The organism is Desulfoconvexum algidum (assembly GCF_055382125.1).
Genome location: NZ_AP042394.1, coordinates 5,474,414 through 5,499,287, shown reverse-complemented (window position 1 = coordinate 5,499,287; position 24,874 = coordinate 5,474,414). Strand labels below are relative to the sequence as shown.

Here is a 24,874-nt window from a genome sequence, read left to right as displayed (position 1 = left end):
GCAATGGGCAGCGTTTTTCTTGCTAAACGTCGGCGAGACCCAGGAATTTAGAGCGGATCCGTTTTAAGTGTTTGAGTAGATGCTCTTTTCGGGCTTTGCCCACCTGTTCAGGGGTATTGTTGTGCAAAAGATCCACCAGATTGGCTAAATCTTCCTTAATGGCCGTGACCTCCTGGTTCCATCCTTTATTGTCCATTTTTATCATATTAAAATACCAGAGTCGGAAGGTCAAAGAATAGAGCCGGTCTGACATTTCAATTAAAAAGGGATTACCGGCCGCTTCATGAAAAAGATGTTTGATATCCATGTCCAGAGCTGCCAGGGTGCGGGGGTCTTTGTTGTTAAATTGCTGCTCACAAGCGATTAAACACGCATCCAATCGATTAAAATGCAGTTTTGTAAACCGTTCTGCTGCCATGGTTCCGATGACAGCCTCCAGCTCCAGTCGTGCCTGGAATACATTGGTAATGGTGTTGAGTTCCAGTTCCATGACCTGGATACCGGTGCGGGGCAGAATTTTGACCAGGTGTTCCCATTCAAGGCGGGACAGCACAGTACGAAGGGGAGTCCGGCTCACGCCGAATTCTTTTGCCAGGATCTGTTCCTTGAGTATCTGGCCGGGGTCATATTCAAGATAGAGGATTCGTTCTCGCAGGGTGTTGTATATTTCTGTGTTCATAATTAAAAATGCAACGATGTCTTAAATTAGGGGTAAGTTAAAATATTCTCTTTGGTATACCTTAATAATACAGGGGATTTTTTTTTGCAAGGCGTACTGCCAAAACAGTGTATGAGAAGAAAATGGACTGAATTTTTTCTGTTGACAATAGAAATTTTTTTGGTATACCATAAAAATATCATAAAAAAGTATTTATATAATTGGGAGGAAAAATGGAAGAAACAAATATCAGTCATGGCCTTTGGGCCGCTACTGCTAAGGGAAAACCGCAACTGAACGCCCTTGACGGAGAACACAAAACAGAGGTGGCCATCATCGGCGGTGGATACACCGGGCTCTCGGCTGCCCTGCACCTGTCCCTGGCCGGAACCTCCTCCATTCTGTTTGAGGCCAATGATGTGGGCTTTGGCGGGGCAGGCCGGAATGTGGGGCTTGTCAACGCAGGTCTCTGGCTCATGCCCGAAGATGTGATTTCCCTTGTGGGGCCTGAACATGGCCAGGCTCTGATCGACGGCCTGGGAGCTTCTCCGGATCTGGTTTACGGGCTCATTGAACGTTACAATATTCAGTGTGAAGCATGGCGGCACGGCACCCTTCACTGTGCTGATTCCAAGGCCGGGTATAAGGCCCTCCAGCAGCGGGAAAAACAATGGAAGGAACGGGGGGCACCGGTCAGGCTTCTGGAACGGGATGAAGCGGCGCAAAAATTGGGAACCAAGGCATTCCAAGGTGCCTTGCTGGACGAACGGGCCGGCACTATTCAACCCCTGGCCTATTCCTATGGCCTGGCAAGAGCTGCTCTTGCGGAAGGGGCAACCCTATACAATCAATCCCCGGTCATCTCCCTGGAAAGAGAAGGGGAGGCCTGGCGCCTGACGACCCCTGGGGGATCTGTTGTTGCCAAATCCGTCATCATTGCAGTCCAGGGATATCCGGAAGCGGCCTTTAAAGGCCAGGTCCAAAATATGGTCCCCTTTAATTATTTTAATTTTGCCACAAAACCCCTGGACAAAGAGGTGTTAAAAACGGTTCTGCCCGGAAAAAATGGTGCCTGGGATACCAATTTAATCCTTTCCTCCTATCGCCTGGATGCCATGGGCCGCTTGATCGTCGGCAGTGTAGGCAATGTTGAGGACGTTGCCATGGGGATCAACAAAGCCTGGGCCACTAGAAGTATCAAAAAGGTGTTTCCCCAGATCGGGGAGGTGGAATTTGAACATGCCTGGTATGGAAGGATCGCCATGACCACAAATCATATCCCCCGTTTCCATGTCATGGGCGAAAACCTGGCCATGGTCACCTGCTACAATGGCAGGGGGATCGGTCCGGGCACCGTGTTTGGCAAATTGTTGGCACAATACATGATGGGAGGTTCCTCCAAGGATATTCCTTTGCCTGTATCACCAATAACGCCTGTTGCCATGCGCTTTTTACGGGGCCTTTTCTATGAGGCAGGTTCCCGCCTGTACCATTTGGCACAGCGCCGGATTTGAGGTATCGCGTCTTGTTCGATTGATTTGGACAAGGCGTTTTGCAGGTAAACTGTTATTTGATCAGATAAATATTCACCTTGGTTTGCTGGCCCTTTATCTGTACTGGCTGAGGATGTCGTACAAGAACATTTCGGGTTTGGCTTTCCGGAAGATATTGTTTTGTCTCTGCAGAAACAATGATGCGGGCATCCATTTCCCGGGTAAGGGTTTGGAGACGGGAAGCCAGGTTGACCGCATCTCCCAGCAACAGGTAGGATAAGCGGTCCGGGCTTCCGATATTGGCGGCCAAAACCTGGCCGGTGTGGATGCCGATGCCATGGGATAAAGGCAGTCTTCCTTGTTGGACAAAGCGTTTGTTTAAATCTTTGAGTCGTTTTTCCATATCAAGGGCCGCAAAAAATGCATTGGACGGGTGATCCTTGCACGAAACAGGGGCACCGAAAACTGCATAGATTTCGTCTCCAAGAAATTGGAGAATCAGGCCGGATTTTGATTTTATCGCCGCACTCATTTCCTTGAAATAATCGTTTAAAATCTGAACCATCTGCTTGGGATCATTGGCTTCGGTCATGGGCGTAAAGTCTTTCAGGTCCGCAAACAAGACGGTGACATCTTTGAATTCTCCGTCCAGGGGGATTCGTCCGGATATGATTTCATCCCGGATCTCCGGGGTAACGTAGCGTCCAAATGCATCCCGAAGCAGTTCTTTTTCAGCCAGGCTTTGAATCATTCGGTTTGTGGCATCCCCGAGAACTCCCACCTCATCATTGGAGACCACATTTACCCGGGTCTGGTAGTTGCCTCGTTTGATTTCTTCCATTGTATCCAGCATGCCATTAATGGGGTCAGCAATGGATCGGCTGATCTGCCGGTTCAATATCCCTGATCCCAGAAAAGAAAGGATAAAAACCACTATGGAAAAATTTAAAACGCCCTGGCCATAGGTTTTGCCTGAAACCGTCTCAGCGTTCACCTGCAAATAGAGCACAAAGAGGGTCAAGACAATGATGGCAAGGGGTATCAGGCTCCCGATCCGGTAAAATGCCCTAAGGCGTTTTAAAATGGAAAGTTTGGCAGTTCTCTCCACAAGGGAGAGTTCACCCTTGGGGAAAAAAAGGGGGATCAAAACTTTTCTGGCATGGGATTCAACCCCGAAAAATATAATGGCAGAGGAAACAAATCCCACCATGGTGGACCGTATGAAAAAGGTGATGGCAGCGGCCAAATCTATTTTATCTATGGCAAAGGTGCCGCCGAAAATACACAAGGGGATAAAAATCCAGAATAAAATATTTAAGGGAGCCATGATAAAGGGCAGATTGATCAGCCGTTGTTTTGCCTTTAACTCAAGGGGTGGCGGTAGGGATTGCTGCCGATTTTTTAGAGACAGGCATTGGGAAATGGGGGTGAGAACGCGTCTTAAAATCACCAGGAAAGGGACGCAGGCAAAGGTGGCCAGCAGGCAGAGAATGGCAAACCGGTACGCAACCACATGGATCCAAAGGAATTCCCCTCCCTGGCGGAGTGTCTGGAGTTGGGCAATAATAAATTCAAGGGGGGTGGCCAGGTTCAGGATGGCAACGACCAGGATACCCACGATGGTGGCTACCACTCCGATCAAATAAAATCTTGAAAGTAAGGTTTTGTGGGGCGATATCATGGGGTATGGGGCATCCTACCTATCTTCAATTGTGCACACGACAGCGGTTTTATTATGGAGTTCAACATAACCGCCTTTCATGCTGGAAATTTCGCCAAAGGTCAGGGGGCCTATGGGGGAATGTTTTTTCTCCTTCTGGTCTGCTGCTATGACTTTAAATTCAATGTCTTCGAAGTGTTGGCCCAGCGTATCCACCATTTTTTTCCGACCAAAGCAGTCCATGATGATGACGCGTCGGTCCAGTAGATGATCGGGGAAGTCTTCCAGACTTTTGATATAGGCAGCCTGGGCAGCTTCTCCCATTTTGTCACATTGCTGTTTTGGAGAATCACCTGGAAGATGCAGGATGCAGATCTTTGTTCCCACCGGGATTTCAACAGAGAATTGAAGAGATTTGTCTGCCCCCACCGAGACAGCGGTTCGGTCAATGATTTGCTTTTGTTTGCCCTGTTGCCGGATAATCCCCAAGGGATATTTAATGGCCACCTTTTCGAAAAAAAGAGTGGGATTTTTTAACAAGAATTTTTTTTGATTAGCAATGGCGGGGTCTTGTTTTGTGATAAAATCCATATAAAAGTCCAATGCCGGTATTTTATTGATCGTTTCAATAAAGCACCCGTTAACCTCTGAAACTTCACAACCAGAATTTGGCATGGGCTTCCATCCGTGTTCTACCCCAATCCCACTTTTAAGTTTGGTAAAGGCTAACACTGCACCATTCTGGATGATTTTTTCAGGGGTGAGAATGGTATAATGGCTGGCCTTGATATCATCCCTTCCCGTAAGTCCTCCCAGAACATTGAGGGGATATTTTTTTGTCAGCCAGTTCAGGCTGTTGATAAGACCCAGGTTTAATTCCCCGAAGCCGTCTCCAAATACAAAAAGGGTCTGAAACTTTCGTTGGGCCAGGTCCGCCTCAATGGGGGCAATCCCTTTTTTAAGGGTCTCTAAAATATGGGGTTCATTGAGATTTTCAAGGGTAACAAAATGAACTTCTGACTGGATGCCTACAAGAATGCTTCCCTGTTTCATGAGTTTTCCATTGTCAAATATTCCAGGGAATATGCCGCCAAAAATATTGATATTGTTATGAACCGCCTTGTCCAGTAGTCCATCGCAGTCTTGCTTTATGCTGGCCCATCGATCCAGACCCCCTTCACTGTGAAATACCAGGATGTGCTTGAACCCATCTGAAATAAGGGAATTAACGTTTTTTTTAAGGGTTTCAAAATTACCCTGCGCATCTACTTTGACTTTCATTGTGAGTCATCCCCAATTGAAATTTTAAAAGAAAGGCAAACCGAATGTCCTCCTCCTTTGGTATTCACCCGTGCCGTATTTGGAACGAGGCTATCGAACCGGTACCACTTCAAGCCAGTATCCGTCGGGATCATTGATAAAATAAATGCCCATTTTTTTGTTTTCGTAACAGATACACTCCATTTGTTTATGAAGGGCATATGCGGCATCAAAATCCTGGGTTTTAAAAGCGATGTGAAATTCTTCATCTCCCAGATTATAGGGGATTTCCTGGGATTTGAGCCAGGTGAGCTCCAGTTTGCTGGCAGCAGTGCCATCGCTCAGGAACACAATAATATAGCTGCCATCCTCTGCTGTTTTCCGGCGTTCCTCTTTCAGGCCAAGCGCTTGTTTGTAGAAGGCCAGGCTTTTTCCAAGGTCCAGTACGTTGATATTAAAATGGTCAATGGTAAATTTCATTGTTTTTTCCTTTCTGGGGTTACAAATGTCGGTTAATCATCCCAGACCCCGGGCCTTGGGTCAAGATAAAAATATGGAAAGAGCAGCTGTCTGATTTTATTCGGGAATTTGTTTGTCCCGGTCTCCATGGGTTTAAATTAATATAGTCTTTAGTTTTTATGCGAAATAATATAGAATAATAGACCGTATAATGATAGGCCATGCCCGTAAAGGATATTTTAGCTTGCCCTGGAAATCGGGGCAAATATTGTGGAGGGGTTCGACCAGATGAAAAGGGGGACGAAGGGTTAATAATTTAGATATAAAATCATTGAAATCCCGGTGGAATCAAAGAGATCCGAAATTTGACGGTACCTGCCGGGAGCATATGCTTCATACCTTGAAAACCGATTGTTTTCCCGAAAATCGTCAACGACCCTTGAAACTGGATTTGCGGGGGATCTGTCTGGACAACGAAGATTTGTCAGGGCTTGACCTTTCCGGATATGATTTGTCCTTTGCCAATATGAACCGGGTCAATTTTACCAAAGCCAATCTCAGCTATGCCATTTTAAAAGGGGCCAGCCTGGAAAAAGCCCTTCTGGATGAATGCGAATTTATCGGTGCAGATTTGAGCCGTGCCGGTTTGAATGAATGCAGTGCAAAGATGACAGGGTTTGGCGGGGCCAACCTTGCCCAGGCAAGCATGATTAACGTTGATCTAAGTGATTCGGTATTGAGCCGTTCCAAACTTGTGGAAGCGGATCTCAGGGCTTCGAACCTGTCCCGGGCAAGGCTGTCTGAAGCAGATTTATCCGGGGCGGTTTTTACCCGGGCGAATTTGGAAAATAGCGATTTAAAGCACAGCAATGTGGAAAATACCAATTTTGAGCTGGCCAATATGCAGGGCTGCCGTCTGCTGGGAATTAGAAATTTTAAGAAGGCCGACTGGATCGGGGCGGACATCCGGGGGCTGGACCTTCGGGGGGCCTATCTTGTCAGGCGGTATATTGCAGACGAAAACTATTTGTTTGAATTTCAAACCCAAAGCCGGTTGAATAAACTTATTTATTGGATCTGGTGGTTTACCTCGGACTGCGGCAGAAGTATTTTTCGGTGGTTTGTATGGCTGTTGGCCGCCACCTTGATATTCGGGTCCATTTATACGATGGTGGAAATAGATTACGGACGTCACGAAACCTGGTTTTCTCCCATTTATTTCAGCTTTGTGACCCTGACAACCTTGGGATATGGGGATGCAATCCCGGTGTCCCTGGCCGCCCAGATCTTTGTCTCCCTCCAGGCGATTACCGGATATATGGGGCTTGGGGGACTGTTGAGTATATTGGGAAATAAAATGGCACGCCGTGCTGAATAATAAATGAAGGTTAAGATATGTTCTCTTTTTTTAAAAAAAAAACAGATCCAAAAGCAAAACTGAAGAAAATACTCAAGGGGTATGAATTGCCCTCATTTCCTGCTGTGGTGATGCAGATTCTTCAAAAAATCAGGAGTCCCTATTCCTCCATCACCTCCATTGCTGAGTCTCTTTCTCTTGATCCGGGAATATCGATAAAAGTATTGGGAATCGCCAATTCTGCAGCCTTTTCCCCCAGCAAACGGGTGGAAAACCTCACCCAGGCCATTGCCCTGGTGGGAATATCCCAGTTGGAATCCATGGTGCTGGGTGTTGGGGTTGCAAAGGGGCTTCCCAAACAATCTTGTCAATGGCATGACCCGGGAGCGTTCTGGCTGGCATCGGCCAAGCGGGCTGTATTGGCAAGTGACTTGGCCCGAATTCTTTGTCCGGCAAAGGAAGGGGAATGTTTCACCGCAGCTTTCCTTCAGGACATGGCATTGCCTTTTCTTGCCTGTCACAGGAGTGAGGAATATGACCCGATTTTTAAACATTGGCACCTTGAGGGCGGGGACCTGGCTGCAATAGAAAGGGAGTCTCTGGCGTGGGACCATGCCGAAGTCGCTTCCTGGATCTGCAGTGAATGGGGGCTTCCGGAAAATATCGCTGCGGCTATTCGAGGACACCATGGGCACTCAATTGATGCGTATGAACCTCTTGGCCCTGTCAGGCTTGTGGCCATACTCCGGGAGGATGACGATAATTCCGGTATGGAAGAAATGATTGCCGAGGCCAAGGTGTCCCATGGGGTGTCTGAAGAAAAAATGCTGGCCATTATTGAACCTGGATTTGAAAAGGCAAAGGAGCTGGCCCGCCTGATTATATGATTTCTCTAACAACCTGTAATTTTACTGCCGGCAGATGGATACGGTTCTGGTTAATTTTTTTTTGTCTCCAGGCAGCCTTTCCCTGTCTGTCAGAAGGATACAGCCAGTCCCAATACCAGAGATTTCAGGATAGACTTATTGATCATCGTTCCCGCCTGAACCCTAAATTCAAAAAGAAGACACGTCAAAAGACCCAATATATTATTGTTCATACGTCTGAGCTGGGCCTGGATGCAACCCTCCGGGTGGTATCTAAGGGGAAACAATTTCAAAGCGGGTATAAAACACCCGGGGGGCATGCCAATTATGTGATTGCAAGAAACGGGCGCACCTACAGGATCTTGGATAAACGATACCGGGCAGACCATGCAGGCCGCTCCATGTGGAATAATAGGGCAGATATCTCTGATGTATCCTTGGGCATTGAGCTGGTTGGATATCACACGGCCCCCATCACAAAAAGTCAATACCGGTCTTTGGAAGTGCTGATTCAAATTTTAGAAAAGGTTTACGGTCTCAAAGATCAAGATGTGCTGACCCACAGCCAGGTGGCTTATGGAAAACCCAATCCTTGGTTTAAGAAAAACCACAGGGGCCGCAAACGGTGTGCTAAAAATTTTATTCGTGCCAAGGCCGGTCTGGACAAGGGCTGGAGATATGATCCAGATGTCAGGGCCGGAAGGCTGATGGCAGATCCCACATTGGTAGGCGTATTTTATGCGCCTGACCTTAAAGTCCCCGTCCCTTTGGCAGCCCCCCGGGAGTTCGGGTCCAATATTATATCCGCCACCAATTCTGCCTGGGCGATTGCCGGGGGGGATTACGATGAAAAGACAACGGCCTATCTTCTTCCCAACGGCCGGACCCTTCCAGGCGATAGGATCAGCAAAACCATCGGTTGGGCCCATTTGCCTTTGAACACAAAGGTGATTCTCAACCAGGATGTCGAAGCGGCGGTTATCCAGATTCAGGCCCAGACTCCGGTTAAGATCATTTCCAGTAACATGACGGCCTGGTCCCATGCAGGGGCGGCATATCAAGAGGATACCACCCTATATTTTTTGCCTTCCGGCCGGGTTTATCCCGGTTCAAAAATCTCAGACTGGGATGATTTGCCCCTGGAGACCCGAATGTTGGTGGGGTATAAAGGGCCTTTTTCCATTACCCTTGCCCAAACTGCCTATAAAATTGCCGGGCAACGCTATAAAGCACCTGAAACCATTTATTATTGGCCGGGAACCCTTACAACCGGCGACAAAATAATCGATTTTAAAGACCTGCCCAAGGGAGTACATATTTATTTGCCCCTACCCCTAAAATAGGCCGAACCTTAAAATAGGGCTAAAATAAACCCAAGGATTTTCCAGGAAGCGTCACCACAATATAAATTGTCACCAAAAATTTCACAAGGGGATCAATAGGCATAAAAAAGATCCTGGACCTGTTGGAAGCTGCGCTTGTTTAAAAGGGCCAGCATGAGCAGGATTCTTGCCTTGGCCGGGTTGAGTTCATCGGAAACGATAAACTGATTGGCATCATCATCCACTTCCATGTTTCTGCCCACGGTTCCCGTGGGAACCCGGGATGAACGAACAATGAATATTCCACGGTCTGCCATCCGGGCGGCCTTTTCCAAGGTGGCTTTGTTCATGTTTCCATTGCCGTGACCGGCAATGACAATCCCAACAGCGCCGTTTGCCACGGAGCAGTCAATGAGATCTTCGGGCATGTCTGCACAGGCGTACATGATATCCACCCGGGGAAGACAGGTGACCCCCCCAAGGGAAAATCTGCTGAGGTGGGTGTGTCTTCGAAAAGGGCCCCTGAAATATTGAATGGCCCCGTAAATAACGGTGCCCATGAGCCCGTTTACCGGTGACAAAAAGGTTTCCACCGAGGTGGTATTGGTCTTGGTCAGGGAATGGGCACCATGGATTCTGTCATTCATGACCACCATCACCCCTCGTTCGATGGCATCCGGGTCGGCTGCCACGGCCACGGCATTGTAAAGATTTAAGGGACCATCGGCACTCAGGGCTGTGAAGGGCCGCATGGCACCGGTCATGACAACGGGCTTGCTGCTGTTTATGGTCAGGTTTAAGAAAAAGGCAGTTTCCTCCATGGTATCGGTGCCATGGGTCACCACCACCCCGTCTGTTTCGTTTGTTGCCAGAAGTTTATTGATTCTGTGGGCCAAGTTGATCATGATCTCAAAGGACATGTCCTGGGATCCTACATTTGAAATTTGTTCGCCTTTTATTCGGGCAAGGTTTTCAAGATCGGGCACTGCCTGGATCATGCCCTGGATATCAATTTTTCCCGAGGTATATCCGGGCTGGGTGGGGGAGGGGGCAGATCCTGCAATGGTGCCGCCGGTGGCCAGGATAGTGATATGGGGTAGGTTTTTCATCAGTCGTGTATTAATTCTCCCTCAAGTAGTTGGGTTACAAAAATAAAGGTTAAATGTCGAACCAGCCCCTCAAGCGCCGTGTCAGTTCTTCGTTGTCTGGATCGTTCAAGGAGTCGGCAAACACCCCAAGGCGAATGGAAATGGTTTTGCCATTTCCCCAAGGCCACCAGGCACACAATAGCAGTCCATCCTGATCCGGGTCCGATGTAAAAAGTGTCTGTCCCGGGGTCAGTCCGCCGAAATAATCAATGATCACCTGTACCACCTTGGGGGGGCTGGCACCCTGATCCAGTGCCCAGATCTCGCCCATGTGGCGGGTGATAAGCGGATGAATTATTTGTTTGTCCGTGACGCTGAATTCTGCCAATACGTTTTCAAACCGGTCGTCCCACTTCCAGGTCAATCTTTTCCCAAGGTCGCTGATAAGCTGGTTGCAGCTTTTTTCAAGGCGGGTGGTATTGTAATTAAACATTCTATTAATATCCATAATATTGGTATTGAACAGATCTTGGTTCCATGGGTTTATTCAACTTAACAGATTCTCTATCTTTCCACCATGGTCGATTTAATGCTATAATGATAAATTTAGCAACAGGAGCCCCTTTATAGTGATCCCCCAAAGATTAGAACTTTTGTCTCCGGCAAAAAACAAGGAATTTGGTATGGCTGCCATCAGCCATGGGGCAGATGCCGTATACATCGGAGCGGATCGGTTCGGCGCACGGTCTGCGGCGGGTAACCCGGTTTCCGAGATTGAAGAACTGGCAGCCTATGCCCATCTTTATAAGGCAAAGGTTTATATTGCCCTGAATACCATCCTTTTTGACAATGAGCTGGCGGATGCTCGAAAATTGATAGATCGTTTGTGGAATGCCGGGGCCGATGCATTGATTATTCAGGACATGGGACTCTTGGAAATGGATTTGCCCCCCATCCCCCTTTTTGCCAGCACCCAGGCGAACAACCAGACCGTCGCCCGTGTTCAGTTCCTTGAGGCTTCTGGGTTTGAACGAGTGATCCTTGCCAGGGAACTTGGGATCCGCGAGATTGAAGAGATCTCTCAGTCCACCACTGTGGCCCTGGAGGCCTTTGTTCATGGGGCACTTTGCGCTTGTTACAGCGGACAGTGTTATTTCAGTGCTGTCATTGGTAACAGAAGTGCCAACCGGGGTGAGTGCGGTCAACCCTGCCGTCTGCCCTGGAATTTGATATCTCAAGCAGACCAGGGGGTTGAAAAAGAGCGGGTATTGGAACAAGAACGGCATCTTCTTTCCCTCAAGGATATGAACCGGTCCGACCACCTTGGCCGATTGGCTGCTGCCGGTATTACCTCATTTAAAATAGAGGGGCGTTTGAAAGATCTTGCCTATGTGAAAAATATTACGGCGTTTTACCGGCAAAAACTGGATTCTTTGATGACCGTCGGGTCTGTATATGGCCCAGCTTCTTCGGGGCGGACTACCTTTTCCTTTGTGCCCGATCCGCTGAAAACCTTTAACCGGGGAGAAACTGATTATTTTCTTTTTGGACGAAAGGGAAAAATTCATTCCTTTGACACGCCCAAATCCCTGGGGGAGAAAATCGGCCAGGTGGATCATATCGATACACGGTATTTAACCCTGAAAATATCCCATGACATTCAAAATGGGGACGGCCTTTGCTACATGGACCAAGGGGGGCGCCTCCAGGGATTTCAGGTTAATTCAACAAACCAGGGTAAAATATATCCCTCGGGTCGCCTGAATCTTAAAAAATCTCCCCTTTTTCCCGGGGCGCTCATTTATAGAAACCACGATCACCTCTTTTTGAAAAAACTGGGGGGTGATTCTGCCCAAAGACGAATCGGTCTTGACCTGTCCTTTCACGAAACCGCGGAAGGGTTTGTTCTTAAGGGACAGGATGAAGATGAAAACCGGGCCGAGGTAAGGCTTGATATGGAGAAAATTTTTGCCCAAAACGAACCGGCTGCCCTTGCAACCTTGAATAAACAGTTTGGCAAGCTGGGGGCTTCAATCTTTTATCTTCGGCAGCTTACGCTCCATTCAAAGCCGTATTTTATACCCACCCGTGATTTGAATCAGATCAGGCGAGCCCTTTTGGAACGGATGACCCTCAAACGGTCTGAGGCCTATGAACAAGCGCCGGCAATCCCAAGACCTCTGCCGGCACCCTATCCTGAAACCCAGGTAGATTTTACGGCCAATGTCGCCAATGAAAAAGCAATCCAATTTTACCGAAAACGGGGGGTCACCAGGGTTGATGCTGCCTTTGAAGTGTCACCGCCCGGGCCGGGGACCGTTGTGATGACCCTTCGCCATTGTATCCGCCAGGCCTTAGGTGCGTGCCCCAAGGAAACAAAAACACCCCCTGTGGGTTGGGATGCCCCCCTTTTCCTTGAAAATAAAAAGGGCCGTTTTCAACTTGTCTTTGATTGTAAGCGCTGCCAGATGAAAATTTTGACCCTGTGAAATCCATGTTTTTTTATTCAATTAAGGTGAATGAATGGTTAATTTAAATATTGTATTGTTAGAGCCGGAAATCCCCCAGAATACCGGAAATATCGGCAGGACCTGTAATGCCATGGGCGCAGTGCTGCATTTGGTGGAGCCCCTGGGATTTTCCATAGAGGATAAGTATTTAAAGCGTGCCGGAATGGATTATTGGAAAGAACTTAATGTGAAGTATTATAGGGATTATGGAGAGTTCCTTGCCAAGAATCCCCGGGGGCAGAAAGTATTTATTTCAAAAAAAGCCAGTCACAGGTGTGATCAGTTTTGTTACCAAGAAAAGGTCTACCTGGTTTTTGGTAAGGAGTCCGTTGGGTTGCCCGAGGAGCTGTTGTTGGAAAATCAGGAACTTTGCGTGAGAATACCCATGTCTGAGAATACCAGATCCTTAAATTTGGCCAATACTGTGGCGATATTGAGCTATGAGGTCATGCGGCAATACGCCTTTGCCGGGCTTAAAACCGCAGGATTTTTGCCGCCCGCCTGAAATCAATTGAAAACGCGATCAATTTATGGAGGACAAGATGGTAAAACAATTTAAGATGACCGGGGTCATGCTAGGTGTTTTGATGGTTCTTTTCGGCCATACCTTAGGGGCTGCGTCATTTGCAGAACCTTCAGGGCAGCTTGTCAACGGTTTTAGGGTGTTGTCGGTTAACAGGGTAGGTGAGTCGCCGGAATGGACTGTCTTTCGTGGGGATTATATCAAATTTAATATTGGAGATCTGAAGGACCCGGTTTTCTCTATTCCCTCCCTGTCCATTGAAGCCTCTTTGGTTTCCGATCTTGCACAAGCCCCTTATTTTAAAATGAAGAAAATAGGGACGTTTGAATTTTTTATTGGTTCCCTTGTGGGCACCCTGAAGGTTGTCGAATACAATCAGGTTCATTACCAAGCCGTTTCAGCACAACAGGCCCAACAAGTGATCGCTTCATTCAATCCCATAATTCTGGATGTCAGAACCCCTCGGGAATTTGCAAGGGGGCACCTTAAAAATTCTGTTTTGATACCGGTTCAACAGCTGCAGTCCCGCATGGATGAATTGGCAGGATTTTCCGATGAGCCCATCCTGATCTATTGTGCCACGGGAAATCGCAGTACAGTTGCAGCCAAGATTCTAATTGATAAGGGGTTTACCCGGATTTTCAATCTGCGCCATGGTATTTCAGACTGGGTTAGAAATAAGTATCCCATTGTCAAGTGATCCCGTGTCAAGTGAGTTGGGGTGTGACGGGGTCTTGGCCAGTGCACCCCGGAAGGAATCATCCCCCGGGGTATTGTTGACAGCTGCTACATCAAAGCACGGTTGAGCATGAGATGGCAGAGGATACTCGCTGCGTATCCCAGGGCGATCACCGGCGTCCATTTAAGGTGGGCCCCAAAGGTATAGGTTCCCCTGGCGGTTCCCATGAGGGCGACACCAGCGGCAGACCCAATGGCCAGCATGCTGCCGCCGGTACCAGCGGTGAGGGTCACAAGAAGCCACTGGCCCTGGGACATGCTCGGGTCCATGGTGAGGACGGCAAACATCACCGGGATGTTGTCCACGATGGCCGACAGCACCCCGACCAGGCAGTTGGCCCAGGTGGCGCCGAGATCGGCGTACATGAATTTGGATACAAGTGACAGGTAGCCGAACTGGGCAAGCCCGCCAACGCAGAGGATAACACCGTAGAAGAAGAGAAGCGTATCCCACTCGGCCCTTGAAATTTTTTTCATAATATCAAAGGCAGAGAACTCTCCCTGGTCGTTGCAGTCCCGGTCCCTGACCCCCAGAATGGTATCGTATTTGTTTATCCGGTTTTCGTGGCGCTTGATGTGATAGGAGAAGAGACCCAGATAACTCAGGCCGAACATCATGCCGGCGGCCGGGGGAAGATGGAGAAAGTTGTGAAAGCTGATGGCCGTCGCAATGGTGGCAAGGAAGAGTGCCATGATGAACCAGGCCCCGTATTTCATAGTGACCGTTTCGTCCAGGGCCTCGGGGACATCTTTGTCCACAAAAAAGCTCATGATCACAGCAGGAATGAGCCAGTTCACCACCGCCGGAATAAAAATGGCAAAAAATCCGGAAAAGGCGATTTTTCCCTTCTGCCAGACCATGAGGGTGGTGATGTCGCCAAAGGGGGAAAAGGCGCCGCCGGCATTGGCGGCGACAACGATGTTGATACAGGCAAGGCTGATAAAGGTTTTGTTCTTTCCCCCCACAGCCATGGCCACGGCACCCATGAGAAGCGCAGTGGTGAGATTGTCTGCCACAGGAGAGATGATAAAAGCCAGGACCCCCGTAATCCAGAAGATCATCCGGAGAGAAAATCCCCTGGAAACCAGAAAAGCCCGAAGGCGCTGAAATACATTTCTTTCCTCCATGGCATTGATATAGGTCATGGCCACCAGCAAAAACAAGAAGAGTTCGGCATACTCTAAAAGACTTGCCTTGATGGCATCATGGGCCGTGTGAAAATCTCCCATGCCGGCATAGGCAAGGGAGACCAATATCCATATCGCCCCTGCTGCAAACAGAACCGGTTTACTTTTTCTCAGGTGGATCGTGTTTTCCATGGGAACCAGGGCATAGGCCCCAATAAATATAATCACCCCAAGATACCCATAGAGGGTGGAGGTGAGGTCGGCAACAGTGGCGGCTGCCCCTGTCTGGGCAGCAACAACTGTCGGCAGAAGCAGAAGTCCTGCTGTAATCGATAATTTTTTTATTGTATTCATTGTATAATCAATCGTCCTTTTTTCTGTGATAATAACTTAACAGCCATATTGGCAGGTTGTGCCCTCATCTCCTGCTGACACGGCTTATTGTTCAAATTAACCTCATTTCCATTAAAAACCTGGATTGTCTGACGGTTTTTATGGTAAGCTTTTCCTGGTTAACCTGCTCAACACCGAATAGAAGGAGGCACATAATAGCCCTATGAAATATTTCGGTCAAATAGATAATATAGCTAAGACCCTTCGGAAAAAGCGAATATAGAACCATGGAATGGCTTAATTATCATCATCTTTTCTATTTCTGGACCGTAATGCGGGAGGGAAGCATTACCGTTGCCTGCAGCAGGCTGAGTCTTGCCCAGTCGACGGTGAGTGCGCAGTTGGGCAAACTTGAAGAGGCCCTCGGAGGCAAATTGTTTAACCGTCAGGGACGCACTCTGGAGGCAACTGATCTGGGGAAGCTGGTATTCCAATATGCCGATAAAATATTTCCCCTGGGCCGGGAATTGATGGATCAGATTCACAACCGCCCGGTGGTCGGCCCCCTTTCCCTCAAGGTGGGTATAGTGGACGTGGTCCCCAAACTTATGGCCAGAAAGCTCTTGGAACCCGCCCTTTGCCTGGACAGAAAAGTGCGTCTTGTCTGTCACGAAGGAAAGGAGAAGGACCTTTTAGCAGAGCTGGCATTGCACAATCTGGACCTGGTCCTGGCCGACGGTCCCATTCGGTCCGGCCTCAGCATCAAGGCCTACAATCATTTCCTGGGGGAATGCGGGATCACTTTTTTTGCCGTGAAAGGGCTTGCAAAGCACCTGTCAAAAAATTTCCCCGCCTCTCTGGACAACACTCCCATGGTTATGCCCATGGCCATGACCATGCTCAGATGCGCCCTGGATCAGTGGTTTGAAACGCTTTCCATTCAGCCTGTGGTGGTGGCGGAATTTGAGGACAACGCGCTTTTAACAGTGTTCGGACAAGCGGGGGACGGCGTGTTTGTGGCACCGACCATCATTGAATCCGAGGTAAAAACCCAGTACCAGGTGGAAATCATTGGAAGATGCGACATTATCAAGGAGCGGTTCTACGCCATTTCTGTGGAGCGGATACTCAAGCACCCTGCAGTGGTCGCCATAACGGATATCGCCCGCCATTCTGTCTTTCCTCCTGGGCGGGATTCTTGATTGAAAAATAAGTGTTGATCTGGTAAATATGCCCAGGTCGAAAGGGGCGTGGCATGCTTTATGCTGTAATAAATCTCAGGCGTTTATAAGTTCCACCGGAGATAATCTTTTAACCTAAATATTAAGAGAGGGAAAGATGAAAAAAGTATTGATTGCGTACACGAGTAGAGCCGGAACCACTGATAAAATGGCGAATTATTTGGCTGAGGGTGTCAGGATGGCTGGAAATGAAACCAAAGTAGTCAAAATCTCATCGATAAAAAAAGAGACAGATCTGTCCGGATATGACGGTTATTTTTTTGGGTGTCCCACCTACCATAAAGACATGACCGGTGGAATGAAACAATTTCTTTTTTTAGCCGCAAACGCAAATTTAACCGGAAAAATGGGCGGGGCTTTTGGATCACATACCCATAGCGGCGAAGCCGCCCCCATGATTTTTGACACCATGCAGCATGTATTTAAAATGGATGTGACAGAACTTGGCCCCTTAAATTTGACAGAGGCGATGATGGGAACAGATGAAGGGACCAAGGCCTGTCAACAATATGGCAAGGCGTTGTGCGATAAATTTTAGGGGTGGATGTTCTTAAAGACAAAATTGTCTCAAAAATAACATCTACGGTTTTGTGAATAAATATTCCCCGGTTGCGGTCATTGCGGCATGCATCCGGGGGATAATTTGGGGGGGAAAGTAATTGGGTTTGCCTGATTTTGGATTTATGCTATGGTGATAAAAGCGATTTTCTTGCAGTTATAGCGCCTTATTATATCCCTTATGTGAGATGGAATTCTTTAAACTAACCCATAAGAAGGAGACAAATCATGGCAAGTTGGATATGTGACAAATGCGGTTACAACCTGGAGGCCGACACACCACCGGAAAAATGTCCCTCCTGTAAAAAAGAGTGTTCTTTCGTGGACAACTCCTGTTACACGCCGGATTGTGCCGGCAAGCCAAATGATCCGAGGATAACCGGAAAAGAATAAGCAAAGGAGAAAATCATGGGCAAAAAAAAATATAGAATTAAAACCTCCTGTCCCCAGTGTGGCTGCGGTGGAGAAGCAGAGATGTCCGAAGAAGAACTGAAAGAAAAATATGGCGATGTCCCCAATATTCACTTGGAATGCCATGAATGTATGATGATCATGGACGCCGATGTGACAGAGGCTGGCGGGAAGCCTGAATCCTGATGAAACAATTTTAGGATACAGGATTCAGACACTTGTGTCTCCCGGATTTATTCGGGATGGATTATAAAAACCAGATTGATAATTATTGAATGGAGTAATGAGAAAAAATGGCTGAACCAAAAGAGATGTATCAGTGTCAAACAACCAATTGTGGCTTTATCTATGATCCGGACCGGGGGGACAGAAAGGGCAAAATTAAAAAAGGGGTTCAATTTGAAGATCTGCCTGAAGACTGGAGATGTCCGATTTGCGGTGCCACCATCAAGGCGTTCAAATGTCTTGGTTAGGGTGTCCAGAATTTGAATAAAAAGGAGACTGCCATGAAATGGTTGCAGTTTTTGACCCCGGCACAGTCCATTGATTTTAAGGAAACCCAGGAGATGATTGCCAGTGCACGGTCAGATGAGATTATTATCCTGGATGTGCGTCAGCCAAATGAATATAAACAAAGCCATATTCCCGGGGCCACTCTCATCCCCTTGCCCGAGTTGTCCAATCGGCTTGGAGAAATTGACCCGCAAAAACCAGTCCTTGTTTATTGAGCCGTTGGCGGGCGCAGCCGTGTCGCTGCCCAGATGCTGTCGGGTAAAGGGTTTAAACAGGTGTACAATGTCTCCGGCGGTATCAAAGCCTGGCAGGCCAAAACTGCCGTGGGTGCCCAGGGTCTCGGAATGGACCTGTTTTCAGGCAAAGAATCTGCCGAAGATATCCTTAAGGTGGCCTATTCCCTTGAGCAGGGTCTCCAGGAATTCTATGTTTCCATGGAAGGAAAAGCAGAAAACAGCCGGGTGAAGTCCTTGTTTTCAAAATTATCGAAAATTGAGGTCAAACATCAGCTTTCCCTCTTAAACGCTTTTAACGGGTTAGGACAGGATCAGGTTACCCAGGAAGAATTTGAAGCCATGGTGACAAAAAAGGCCATGGAAGGGGGGCTGACCACAGACCAGTACCTTGAACTTTTTGATCCGGATCTGGGGTCTGAAATAGAGGTGATATCCCTTGCCATGTCCATTGAAGCCCAGGCTCTGGACCTTTACCAGCGGGTGGGGGTGAGCTTGACCCAGCCCCAAGCCCGGGATATCATCCATAAAATTGCCGATGAGGAAAAAAGTCATTTGGCAAGCCTTGGAAAATTGATGGATGAACTTTAAAACTGTATTTTATGGGGAGATTGTAGTTTGAGAAAACATCTTGTACTTGTCGGGGGGGGGCATGCCCACATGGTCACCCTGGAAAATATCAGTCGATTTGTTGAACGAGGGTACAAGGTCACCGTGATTGCCCCGGCCGTTCACCATTATTATTCGGGTATGGGGCCGGGAATGCTGGGCAATACTTATACTCCGGAAGAGATCCGATTTGCCACAAAGCAGGTGGTGACACAGCAGGGGGGGGGCTTTATAAAGGACCGGGTGACCCGCATTGATCCGGATAAAAAATTGGTCTTCACCCAGGCCGGCAATCAGTTTGACTATGATGTGCTTTCCTTTAATGCTGGCAGCTATGTGCCCATGGGATCAGCTCTTGAAGACTCGGAGACCATTTATCCGGTTAAACCCATTGAACGGCTCATGGAAGCATCTGAACGACTCAAATTGATGTTTAGGGAAAAGGCGTGCACCATCAGTGTGGTGGGGGGCGGTCCTTCATCGGCGGAGGTGGCTGGCAACGTCTGGCAGCTGGCCCGGCAGGCAAAGGGGTATCTGCCAAAAATTCGGATTTTTGCCGGGAAAAAATTTATGGCACGGTTTCCCGAAGCCATTCGGCAGCGGATTTTTTCTGTTTTTCGACGAAGAGATATTGAGATTATAGAAGCTGGATATGTGAAAACCGTGGGCGAGGACAAAATTACCCTGGAAACCGGTGATACCTTTGATACGGATTTTGTCTTCATGGCCCTGGGGGTAAAGCCCTCTGCCCTTTTTGAGGCGTCTGGTCTGCCCATGGGCCCGGATAAGGGCCTTCGGGTCAATCAATACCTCCAGAGTGTGGCATACCCTGAAATTTTTGGTGGCGGGGATTGTATCTATTTTGAAAACCAGCCCCTGGACAAGGTGGGGGTTTATGCGGTTCGGCAAAATCCTGTGCTGCTCCATAATCTTATGGCAAGTCTGGATGGAAAACAGCTTGAGCCCTTTGATCCCGGGCCGGATTATCTTTTGATTTTTAATCTGGGCGGGCGAACAGGGATTCTGCGGAAAAATAAATTTGTATTTGGCGGCAGGCTGGCCTTCATGATCAAGGATTATATTGATCAAAAATTTATCAGGCGATTCCAGGCCATTGAGAAAATTTAAGCATCCCGATGTTTATGACGCACCAAATGTTTATGACACGCAGGTGTCTGCCCAGGGAAAAGGAACCCAATAATGAAAAATAGTCCTATGGCCAAACTCATACTTGGGGTTGGAATACTGATTCTGGTCGGGCTTTTTTTTATGTTTGATCTGGATCGGTATTTTTCCCTGGCAACCCTTAAAAATGAGCTGGATCTGTTTCGCGATTATTACCACGGGAATAGGGGATTGGCCATTGGGATTTATATGGTGATTTATATTCTCATGACGGCCCTGTCCCTGCCCGGTGCAATGGTTTTGACCCTTGCCGGCGGTGCCGTGTTCGGGCTTTTTGTCGGTGTGGTGATTGTTTCCTTTGCCAGCACCATTGGCGCGACGTTCGCATTTTTATTTTCCCGGTATATGTTCAGAGACTGGGTCCAGGGTAAATTTTCAGCTAAAATTAATGCCGTTAATGAGGGAATCAAGCGAGAAGGGGGGAGCTACCTGTTTACCCTGAGGCTTGTGCCGGTTTTTCCTTTTTTTATCATTAATCTGGTCATGGGGCTGACCCCTATTTCCACGGTCCGGTTTTACCTGGTTTCCCAGATGGGTATGTTGCCGGGCACTGTTGTCTATATTAATGCCGGTACCCAGTTGGCAAAGATTGACACTTTGGGGGGGATTTTATCTCCCAATGTTTTATTTGCCTTTGTCTTGCTGGGTCTTTTTCCCCTTATTGTCAAAAAAATAATGGGCTGGGTAAAAACAAAAAAAATCTATGCAGGGTTTTCAAAACCCCAACGCTTTGATTACAATCTGGTGGTGATCGGGGCAGGTGCCGCAGGCCTTGTCTCCTCTTATATCGCATCTGCGGTGAAGGCCAAGGTTGCGCTGATCGAAGAACATAAGATGGGGGGCGATTGTCTGAACACAGGCTGTGTCCCCAGTAAGGCCCTGATTGCCAGCAGCAAGATTTTGTCCCAGGCGGCCCGGGCCAGGGACTTTGGACTAGATAATGCCAAGATTTCATTTGATTTTGCAAGGGTGATGGATCGGGTCCACTCCATTGTGAAAAAGGTGGCGCCCCATGACTCTGTGGAAAGGTATACCCGTCTTGGTGTCGCCTGTATCAAGGGCAGGGCGACAATTTTATCTCCCTATGAGGTCCAGGTTACGGGTGTGGATGGGGATCAGGTGCTCACCACTAAAAATATTATTGTGGCCACGGGAGCCCGCCCCATGATTCCTCAATTGAAAGGGATTGAAACGGTTTCCTACCTGACCTCGGACACCATCTGGGATATCCGTACCCTTCCAAAACGCCTGGTGGTTTTGGGCGGAGGTCCCATCGGGTGTGAATTGGCCCAGGCCTTTGTACGGTTGGGATCTAAGGTGACCCTGGTTCACCGGGGCGAACGGATTATGAAAAAAGAAGATCCGGATGCGGCCAAGGTTGTTATGGAAAGATTTCGTGCCGAGGGGATGGATCTGCGTCTTGAGCACGGGGCCAGGGAGATACGGGTCAATGGAGAGGAAAAATACCTTGTTTGCGATATCCCAAACAGGGAACCGGGGAACCAAGATAAGAATCAAGAGCAAAACAGGGAGGTGTTAATCCCCTTTGACCAGATCCTGGTGGCCCTGGGGCGGACGCCCAATGTGAGCGGGTTTGGTCTGGAGGCCCTTGGCGTGACCCTGGGCCCAGGGAGGAACATTGAAACAAATGGTTTTTTACAAACCAATTACCCCAATATTTTTTGCTGCGGGGATGTCCATGGCCGATACCAGTTTACCCACACGGCTGCCCATGAATCCTGGTATGCCGCCGTAAATGCCCTGTTTGGAAGTGTTAAAAAATTTAAAGTAGATTATTCAGTGATCCCCTGGGCCACCTATACCGATCCTGAAGTTGCCCGGGTGGGGATCAACGAGCAGGAGGCAACGGCTGCGGGGATCGATTATGAAATGGTGAACTATGGGATAGAGGACCTTGACCGTGCAATGGCAGAGTCTCAATCCCATGGGTTTGTAAAAGTACTGACCGTCCCGGGTAAGGATAAAATTCTCGGGGTGACCATTGTGGGGCACCATGGCGCAGAAATTATTGCTGAGTTTGTGCTTGCAATGAAACATGGTATTGGGCTAAATAAGATATTGGGAACGATTCATATCTATCCCACCATGGCAGAGGCAAACAAATATGCAGCAGGGCTGTGGAAAAAGCAACATGCCCCGAAACGAGTGTTGGCATGGGCGGAAAAATTCCACCTTTGGATGCGCAACTAAAAAGTTTTTATTAATCACGTAAAGGAGAAAAATTCAGATGAAAGTAACCATTAGCAAACAGTGCATGGGTGATAGAAATTGTAACGATCTTTGTCCCGAAGTGTTCAAATATGACGAAGATAAGCTTGTTTCCACCATTCAGATTGATCCCATTCCAGAACACCTGAAGGCGCTTGTCCGTCAGGCAGCTGCTGAATGCGGCGCAGATGCCATTACCATCGAAGAGTAGATTTTTAGAATAAATAAAACGAGTAAATAAGAAGCATAAAAGAGGTCACCCATGGGTAAATTCAGAGATAGTCAGACAGCCATAAACCTTCATACCTCATTTGCAGCAGAGGCCCAGGCCAGAACACGGTATGATTTTTTTGCCAACAAGGCCAGGGAAGAAGGGTTTATCCAGATTGCAAAAATATTTAATGAAACCGCGGACCAGGAATTTGAACATGCCCTGCGGTTTTTTAAGTTTTTTAACGGGGGAGAACTGCCCATTAACTGGTCTTTTCCCACGGGGGTCATAGAAGACACCCATGCTAATCTGTTGTCGGCAGCAGCACTTGAGCACTATGTCAGTTTTGACATGTATACCAAGTTTGCAAAAACAGCCCAGGATGAAGGATATCAACGGGCAGTGGATACCTTTCATGCCATTATTGTATCTGAACAGCACCATGAAAAATTATATTTGCATCTGGCGGAGAATATTGCATCGGACAGATGTTTTTGCCGGGAAGAGGAAACAACCTGGCGTTGTCTGAGTTGCGGATATATTCACACGGGAAAGGATGCGCCGGATAAATGTCCGGCCTGTGTGAAGCCCACGGGTTATTTTGAGTTATTGTGTGAAAATTATTAATCGAATAGACACCCCCATCGAGACACAAGTGTTTCTTTGGGGGTGTATCAATCCTGTCTCATCTGCTTAACTTCCTCCTTTGTCCTGTTAGAATATCTAAGCTTAAGATCTTGATATTAAAACATAAAATTTAATTATTTGGTTTCGGCACAAAAATTGCTGTATAATATGTACACTATGCCTATTATTAGATGAAGGCGTTAATTGTTCAACAAAACCAAAAAAATGGAGGAAGTATGAATCTTCATGAAATAAAAAAAGATTGGAATCTTTTATATTCCGTTGACTGGGATATGACACCGGAGGAAGCCATTGCACTTCACCTGGAATGGGGCCCCCTTAGATCCCAGAAGTATTATAATTCCCGGGACAATGACAATGAGACGGTCTATTTTGTGATCAATACCTGGAAACGGCCCCCTATTCTTACCCTGGTCCGGAGACGCGGGTTTGACTCCGAGGAGTTGGGCAATTTCAAACTTCCCAAAAACCTTGAAGTAGAATTTCTCCAGGGAATCGGTAAATACAAAGGCGTCTATGCCGTAGAAGGAAATGTTCGAGATTGGCTTAAAAAGGAACTTGAAGTTTAAGTTCGAAAAGATCGTAAATATAACAGCCTATTTTTAATTTCTTGCCAGGCACCGGGGTCAGAATTCGTAACCAGAATTTTGACCCCGGTGCTGTTTTGATTAAAAAATTTTAGTCCTGGCCGTTGTTTTTATTGTTCTCGATAAAATCCTTGACCATCAGGTCACCCAGTTCCTTTGACCGTTTGGCAGCAGATTCCACGGCATTCATCAGGGTGGTTCTCAACCCTCCTTGTTCCAAGGTGTGAATGCCGGCGATGGCGGTTCCGCCGGGGGAGGCCACCCGGTCTTTAAGTTGTCCCGGGTGTTCCTTTGACTCCAGAAGCAGCTTGGCCGATCCCAGAACGGTCTGGGTGGATAAAAACAGGGAATCTTTTCTGGAAAGTCCCATTTTTACCCCGGCATCTGCCAGGGCATCCACAATGATGAAAATATAGGCTGGCCCACTGCCGCTCAATCCTGTGAAGGCATCCATGAGCACATTTTCCTGGATAAAAACCGTCTCCCCGACCGAATCAAAGATAGCCCGGGCCAGTTCCACGTCTCCTTTGTGGACAAATTCTCCCGCAGCAATGGCGGTGGCACTTTCTTTGACAAAGGCGCAGATATTGGGCATGGTTCGGATCAGGCGAAGTTCCTTGCCGAGGCCTGCGGCAATAGCCGCCAGGGGGACGCCTGCTGCAATGGAAATGATCAATTTGGATTTGTCCAGGCCAGGGGCTGTTTGTTTGAGAACAGATCCGATGATCTGGGGTTTGGTGGCATAGATGATAATGTCTGAGCGTTTAACCACTTCCATGTTGTCGGTGGTGGTCAATATTTTGTATTTTTGCCGGACCTCTTCCAGCAGATCGGTTGAGACATCAGAGCAGATAATGTTTTCAGATTTTGTTGCTTTGGAAAGAACCAAGCCGCTAACCAATGCTTCCCCCATATTTCCGCATCCGATGAATCCTATTTTTTTGTCCTGTAGCATTCTTTATGAACTCCTCAAAAGATATATTAAAATTAAGCCTTTATATTAAACCCTAATATTACGGCTTTGGATAAAATCATGTCAAGAGAAATTAATCTC

26 protein-coding genes are annotated in these 24,874 nt (G+C 47.8%); 18 read left to right on the top strand and 8 right to left on the bottom strand.

Annotation, left to right across the window (positions count from 1 at the left end; all coding sequences use genetic code 11):
• Window positions 1-22: 22 nt before the first annotated feature.
• Complete coding sequence (locus ACZ45G_RS24880; RefSeq protein ID WP_464173251.1) at window positions 23-679, bottom strand: GntR family transcriptional regulator; 657 nt, start codon at window positions 677-679, stop codon at window positions 23-25.
• A 212-nt stretch (window positions 680-891) separates the two neighbouring features.
• Between ACZ45G_RS24880 and ACZ45G_RS24875 the strand changes: the two genes are divergently transcribed.
• Window positions 892-2,172, top strand: coding sequence for an NAD(P)/FAD-dependent oxidoreductase (locus ACZ45G_RS24875; protein WP_464173250.1), 1,281 nt, complete (start codon window positions 892-894; stop codon window positions 2,170-2,172).
• Window positions 2,173-2,224: 52 nt separating this feature from the next.
• Here the strand turns inward: ACZ45G_RS24875 and ACZ45G_RS24870 are convergent, their stop codons facing one another.
• The 3 genes from ACZ45G_RS24870 to ACZ45G_RS24860 form a co-directional block, all read right to left on the bottom strand.
• Window positions 2,225-3,832, bottom strand: coding sequence for an adenylate/guanylate cyclase domain-containing protein (locus tag ACZ45G_RS24870; protein WP_464173249.1), 1,608 nt, complete (start codon window positions 3,830-3,832; stop codon window positions 2,225-2,227).
• A gap of 15 nt (window positions 3,833-3,847) precedes the next feature.
• The gene (locus ACZ45G_RS24865) at window positions 3,848-5,092 is read right to left on the bottom strand and encodes an FIST C-terminal domain-containing protein (protein WP_464173247.1); all 1,245 of its coding nucleotides are present in this window, start codon (window positions 5,090-5,092) and stop codon (window positions 3,848-3,850) included.
• A gap of 90 nt (window positions 5,093-5,182) precedes the next feature.
• Window positions 5,183-5,551, bottom strand: a complete 369-nt coding sequence (locus tag ACZ45G_RS24860; protein ID WP_464173246.1) for a VOC family protein — start codon at window positions 5,549-5,551, stop codon at window positions 5,183-5,185.
• A 367-nt stretch (window positions 5,552-5,918) separates the two neighbouring features.
• Here ACZ45G_RS24860 and ACZ45G_RS24855 point away from each other — a divergent pair, with 367 nt between their 5' ends.
• From ACZ45G_RS24855 to ACZ45G_RS24845, 3 genes are read left to right on the top strand one after another with little or no spacing between them, the layout of a single operon-like run.
• Window positions 5,919-6,908 carry a pentapeptide repeat-containing protein gene (locus tag ACZ45G_RS24855; RefSeq protein ID WP_464173244.1) on the top strand — a complete coding sequence of 330 codons (990 nt, stop codon included), beginning with the start codon at window positions 5,919-5,921 and terminating at the stop codon, window positions 6,906-6,908.
• 17 nt (window positions 6,909-6,925) lie between these two features.
• Complete coding sequence (locus tag ACZ45G_RS24850) at window positions 6,926-7,774, top strand: HDOD domain-containing protein (protein WP_464173243.1); 849 nt, start codon at window positions 6,926-6,928, stop codon at window positions 7,772-7,774.
• Entirely contained in the window at window positions 7,771-9,096 is a 1,326-nt protein-coding gene (locus ACZ45G_RS24845; RefSeq protein WP_464173242.1) for an N-acetylmuramoyl-L-alanine amidase, read from the top strand. The genes ACZ45G_RS24850 and ACZ45G_RS24845 overlap by 4 nt, the downstream gene beginning before the upstream one ends.
• A gap of 92 nt (window positions 9,097-9,188) precedes the next feature.
• Here ACZ45G_RS24845 and ACZ45G_RS24840 read toward each other — a convergent pair whose 3' ends face one another.
• Window positions 9,189-10,184, bottom strand: a complete 996-nt coding sequence (locus ACZ45G_RS24840) for a type II asparaginase (protein ID WP_464173241.1) — start codon at window positions 10,182-10,184, stop codon at window positions 9,189-9,191.
• Window positions 10,185-10,233: 49 nt separating this feature from the next.
• Entirely contained in the window at window positions 10,234-10,656 is a 423-nt protein-coding gene (locus ACZ45G_RS24835) for a hypothetical protein (RefSeq protein ID WP_464173239.1), read from the bottom strand.
• Window positions 10,657-10,792: 136 nt separating this feature from the next.
• Between ACZ45G_RS24835 and ACZ45G_RS24830 the strand changes: the two genes are divergently transcribed.
• Genes ACZ45G_RS24830 through ACZ45G_RS24820 form a run of 3 tightly spaced genes read left to right on the top strand, consistent with a single transcriptional unit; the run spans window position 10,793 to window position 13,896 of the window.
• A complete protein-coding gene (locus ACZ45G_RS24830) occupies window positions 10,793-12,652 on the top strand; it encodes a peptidase U32 family protein (RefSeq protein ID WP_464173238.1) in 1,860 nt (619 codons plus the stop codon).
• A gap of 34 nt (window positions 12,653-12,686) precedes the next feature.
• Window positions 12,687-13,178: a tRNA (cytidine(34)-2'-O)-methyltransferase gene (locus ACZ45G_RS24825; protein ID WP_464173237.1), complete on the top strand. Its 492-nt coding sequence runs from the start codon at window positions 12,687-12,689 to the stop codon at window positions 13,176-13,178.
• A 37-nt stretch (window positions 13,179-13,215) separates the two neighbouring features.
• A complete protein-coding gene (locus tag ACZ45G_RS24820) occupies window positions 13,216-13,896 on the top strand; it encodes a rhodanese-like domain-containing protein (RefSeq protein WP_464173235.1) in 681 nt (226 codons plus the stop codon).
• A gap of 86 nt (window positions 13,897-13,982) precedes the next feature.
• Here ACZ45G_RS24820 and nhaD read toward each other — a convergent pair whose 3' ends face one another.
• Window positions 13,983-15,416 (bottom strand): sodium:proton antiporter NhaD, encoded by a 1,434-nt coding sequence (nhaD, locus tag ACZ45G_RS24815; protein WP_464173234.1) that lies wholly within the window; start codon window positions 15,414-15,416, stop codon window positions 13,983-13,985.
• 266 nt (window positions 15,417-15,682) lie between these two features.
• Here nhaD and nhaR point away from each other — a divergent pair, with 266 nt between their 5' ends.
• From nhaR to ACZ45G_RS24760, 11 genes are all read left to right on the top strand, one after another.
• The gene (nhaR, locus tag ACZ45G_RS24810; protein ID WP_464173233.1) at window positions 15,683-16,597 is read left to right on the top strand and encodes a transcriptional activator NhaR; all 915 of its coding nucleotides are present in this window, start codon (window positions 15,683-15,685) and stop codon (window positions 16,595-16,597) included.
• Window positions 16,598-16,733: 136 nt separating this feature from the next.
• Window positions 16,734-17,174: a flavodoxin domain-containing protein gene (locus ACZ45G_RS24805; RefSeq protein WP_464173231.1), complete on the top strand. Its 441-nt coding sequence runs from the start codon at window positions 16,734-16,736 to the stop codon at window positions 17,172-17,174.
• Window positions 17,175-17,422: 248 nt separating this feature from the next.
• On the top strand, window positions 17,423-17,587 hold the full coding sequence (locus ACZ45G_RS24800; protein WP_464173230.1) for a rubredoxin-like domain-containing protein: 165 nt from the start codon (window positions 17,423-17,425) through the stop codon (window positions 17,585-17,587).
• 15 nt (window positions 17,588-17,602) lie between these two features.
• On the top strand, window positions 17,603-17,791 hold the full coding sequence (locus ACZ45G_RS24795) for a hypothetical protein (RefSeq protein WP_464173228.1): 189 nt from the start codon (window positions 17,603-17,605) through the stop codon (window positions 17,789-17,791).
• Window positions 17,792-17,898: 107 nt separating this feature from the next.
• The gene (locus tag ACZ45G_RS24790) at window positions 17,899-18,078 is read left to right on the top strand and encodes a rubredoxin (RefSeq protein WP_464173227.1); all 180 of its coding nucleotides are present in this window, start codon (window positions 17,899-17,901) and stop codon (window positions 18,076-18,078) included.
• A 33-nt stretch (window positions 18,079-18,111) separates the two neighbouring features.
• Window positions 18,112-18,942, top strand: a complete 831-nt coding sequence (locus ACZ45G_RS24785; RefSeq protein WP_464173225.1) for a rhodanese-like domain-containing protein — start codon at window positions 18,112-18,114, stop codon at window positions 18,940-18,942.
• Window positions 18,943-18,969: 27 nt separating this feature from the next.
• A complete protein-coding gene (locus ACZ45G_RS24780; RefSeq protein ID WP_464173224.1) occupies window positions 18,970-20,088 on the top strand; it encodes an NAD(P)/FAD-dependent oxidoreductase in 1,119 nt (372 codons plus the stop codon).
• Between the two features lie 72 nt (window positions 20,089-20,160).
• Window positions 20,161-22,356 (top strand): FAD-dependent oxidoreductase, encoded by a 2,196-nt coding sequence (locus tag ACZ45G_RS24775; protein ID WP_464173223.1) that lies wholly within the window; start codon window positions 20,161-20,163, stop codon window positions 22,354-22,356.
• 37 nt (window positions 22,357-22,393) lie between these two features.
• Complete coding sequence (locus ACZ45G_RS24770) at window positions 22,394-22,585, top strand: ferredoxin (RefSeq protein WP_464173221.1); 192 nt, start codon at window positions 22,394-22,396, stop codon at window positions 22,583-22,585.
• Between the two features lie 51 nt (window positions 22,586-22,636).
• The gene (gene rbr / locus ACZ45G_RS24765; RefSeq protein WP_464173220.1) at window positions 22,637-23,212 is read left to right on the top strand and encodes a rubrerythrin; all 576 of its coding nucleotides are present in this window, start codon (window positions 22,637-22,639) and stop codon (window positions 23,210-23,212) included.
• A 236-nt stretch (window positions 23,213-23,448) separates the two neighbouring features.
• Window positions 23,449-23,802 carry a DVU0772 family protein gene (locus ACZ45G_RS24760; protein ID WP_464173219.1) on the top strand — a complete coding sequence of 118 codons (354 nt, stop codon included), beginning with the start codon at window positions 23,449-23,451 and terminating at the stop codon, window positions 23,800-23,802.
• A gap of 109 nt (window positions 23,803-23,911) precedes the next feature.
• On the opposite strand, the gene proC is transcribed toward ACZ45G_RS24760, so the two are convergent.
• Entirely contained in the window at window positions 23,912-24,775 is an 864-nt protein-coding gene (proC, locus tag ACZ45G_RS24755; protein ID WP_464173218.1) for a pyrroline-5-carboxylate reductase, read from the bottom strand.
• Window positions 24,776-24,874 lie beyond the last annotated feature (99 nt).

What these genes read in the sequence shown, in the direction of transcription:
- ACZ45G_RS24825 (WP_464173237.1), top strand. Translation starts at nt 12,687, where the DNA reads ATGGTTAATTTAAATATTGTATTGTTAGAGCCGGAAATCCCCCAGAAT.
- nhaR (WP_464173233.1), top strand. Translation starts at nt 15,683, where the DNA reads ATGGAATGGCTTAATTATCATCATCTTTTCTATTTCTGGACCGTAATG.
- ACZ45G_RS24770 (WP_464173221.1), top strand. Translation starts at nt 22,394, where the DNA reads ATGAAAGTAACCATTAGCAAACAGTGCATGGGTGATAGAAATTGTAAC.
- ACZ45G_RS24805 (WP_464173231.1), top strand. Translation starts at nt 16,734, where the DNA reads ATGAAAAAAGTATTGATTGCGTACACGAGTAGAGCCGGAACCACTGAT.
- ACZ45G_RS24800 (WP_464173230.1), top strand. Translation starts at nt 17,423, where the DNA reads ATGGCAAGTTGGATATGTGACAAATGCGGTTACAACCTGGAGGCCGAC.
- ACZ45G_RS24845 (WP_464173242.1), top strand. Translation starts at nt 7,771, where the DNA reads ATGATTTCTCTAACAACCTGTAATTTTACTGCCGGCAGATGGATACGG.
- ACZ45G_RS24855 (WP_464173244.1), top strand. Translation starts at nt 5,919, where the DNA reads ATGCTTCATACCTTGAAAACCGATTGTTTTCCCGAAAATCGTCAACGA.
- ACZ45G_RS24760 (WP_464173219.1), top strand. Translation starts at nt 23,449, where the DNA reads ATGAATCTTCATGAAATAAAAAAAGATTGGAATCTTTTATATTCCGTT.
- nhaD (WP_464173234.1), bottom strand. Translation starts at nt 15,416, where the DNA reads ATGAATACAATAAAAAAATTATCGATTACAGCAGGACTTCTGCTTCTG.
- ACZ45G_RS24860 (WP_464173246.1), bottom strand. Translation starts at nt 5,551, where the DNA reads ATGAAATTTACCATTGACCATTTTAATATCAACGTACTGGACCTTGGA.
- ACZ45G_RS24840 (WP_464173241.1), bottom strand. Translation starts at nt 10,184, where the DNA reads ATGAAAAACCTACCCCATATCACTATCCTGGCCACCGGCGGCACCATT.
- ACZ45G_RS24875 (WP_464173250.1), top strand. Translation starts at nt 892, where the DNA reads ATGGAAGAAACAAATATCAGTCATGGCCTTTGGGCCGCTACTGCTAAG.
- ACZ45G_RS24865 (WP_464173247.1), bottom strand. Translation starts at nt 5,092, where the DNA reads ATGAAAGTCAAAGTAGATGCGCAGGGTAATTTTGAAACCCTTAAAAAA.
- ACZ45G_RS24880 (WP_464173251.1), bottom strand. Translation starts at nt 679, where the DNA reads ATGAACACAGAAATATACAACACCCTGCGAGAACGAATCCTCTATCTT.
- ACZ45G_RS24795 (WP_464173228.1), top strand. Translation starts at nt 17,603, where the DNA reads ATGGGCAAAAAAAAATATAGAATTAAAACCTCCTGTCCCCAGTGTGGC.
- ACZ45G_RS24835 (WP_464173239.1), bottom strand. Translation starts at nt 10,656, where the DNA reads ATGTTTAATTACAATACCACCCGCCTTGAAAAAAGCTGCAACCAGCTT.
- rbr (WP_464173220.1), top strand. Translation starts at nt 22,637, where the DNA reads ATGGGTAAATTCAGAGATAGTCAGACAGCCATAAACCTTCATACCTCA.
- proC (WP_464173218.1), bottom strand. Translation starts at nt 24,775, where the DNA reads ATGCTACAGGACAAAAAAATAGGATTCATCGGATGCGGAAATATGGGG.
- ACZ45G_RS24820 (WP_464173235.1), top strand. Translation starts at nt 13,216, where the DNA reads ATGGTAAAACAATTTAAGATGACCGGGGTCATGCTAGGTGTTTTGATG.
- ACZ45G_RS24850 (WP_464173243.1), top strand. Translation starts at nt 6,926, where the DNA reads ATGTTCTCTTTTTTTAAAAAAAAAACAGATCCAAAAGCAAAACTGAAG.
- ACZ45G_RS24775 (WP_464173223.1), top strand. Translation starts at nt 20,161, where the DNA reads ATGAAAAATAGTCCTATGGCCAAACTCATACTTGGGGTTGGAATACTG.
- ACZ45G_RS24870 (WP_464173249.1), bottom strand. Translation starts at nt 3,832, where the DNA reads ATGATATCGCCCCACAAAACCTTACTTTCAAGATTTTATTTGATCGGA.
- ACZ45G_RS24790 (WP_464173227.1), top strand. Translation starts at nt 17,899, where the DNA reads ATGGCTGAACCAAAAGAGATGTATCAGTGTCAAACAACCAATTGTGGC.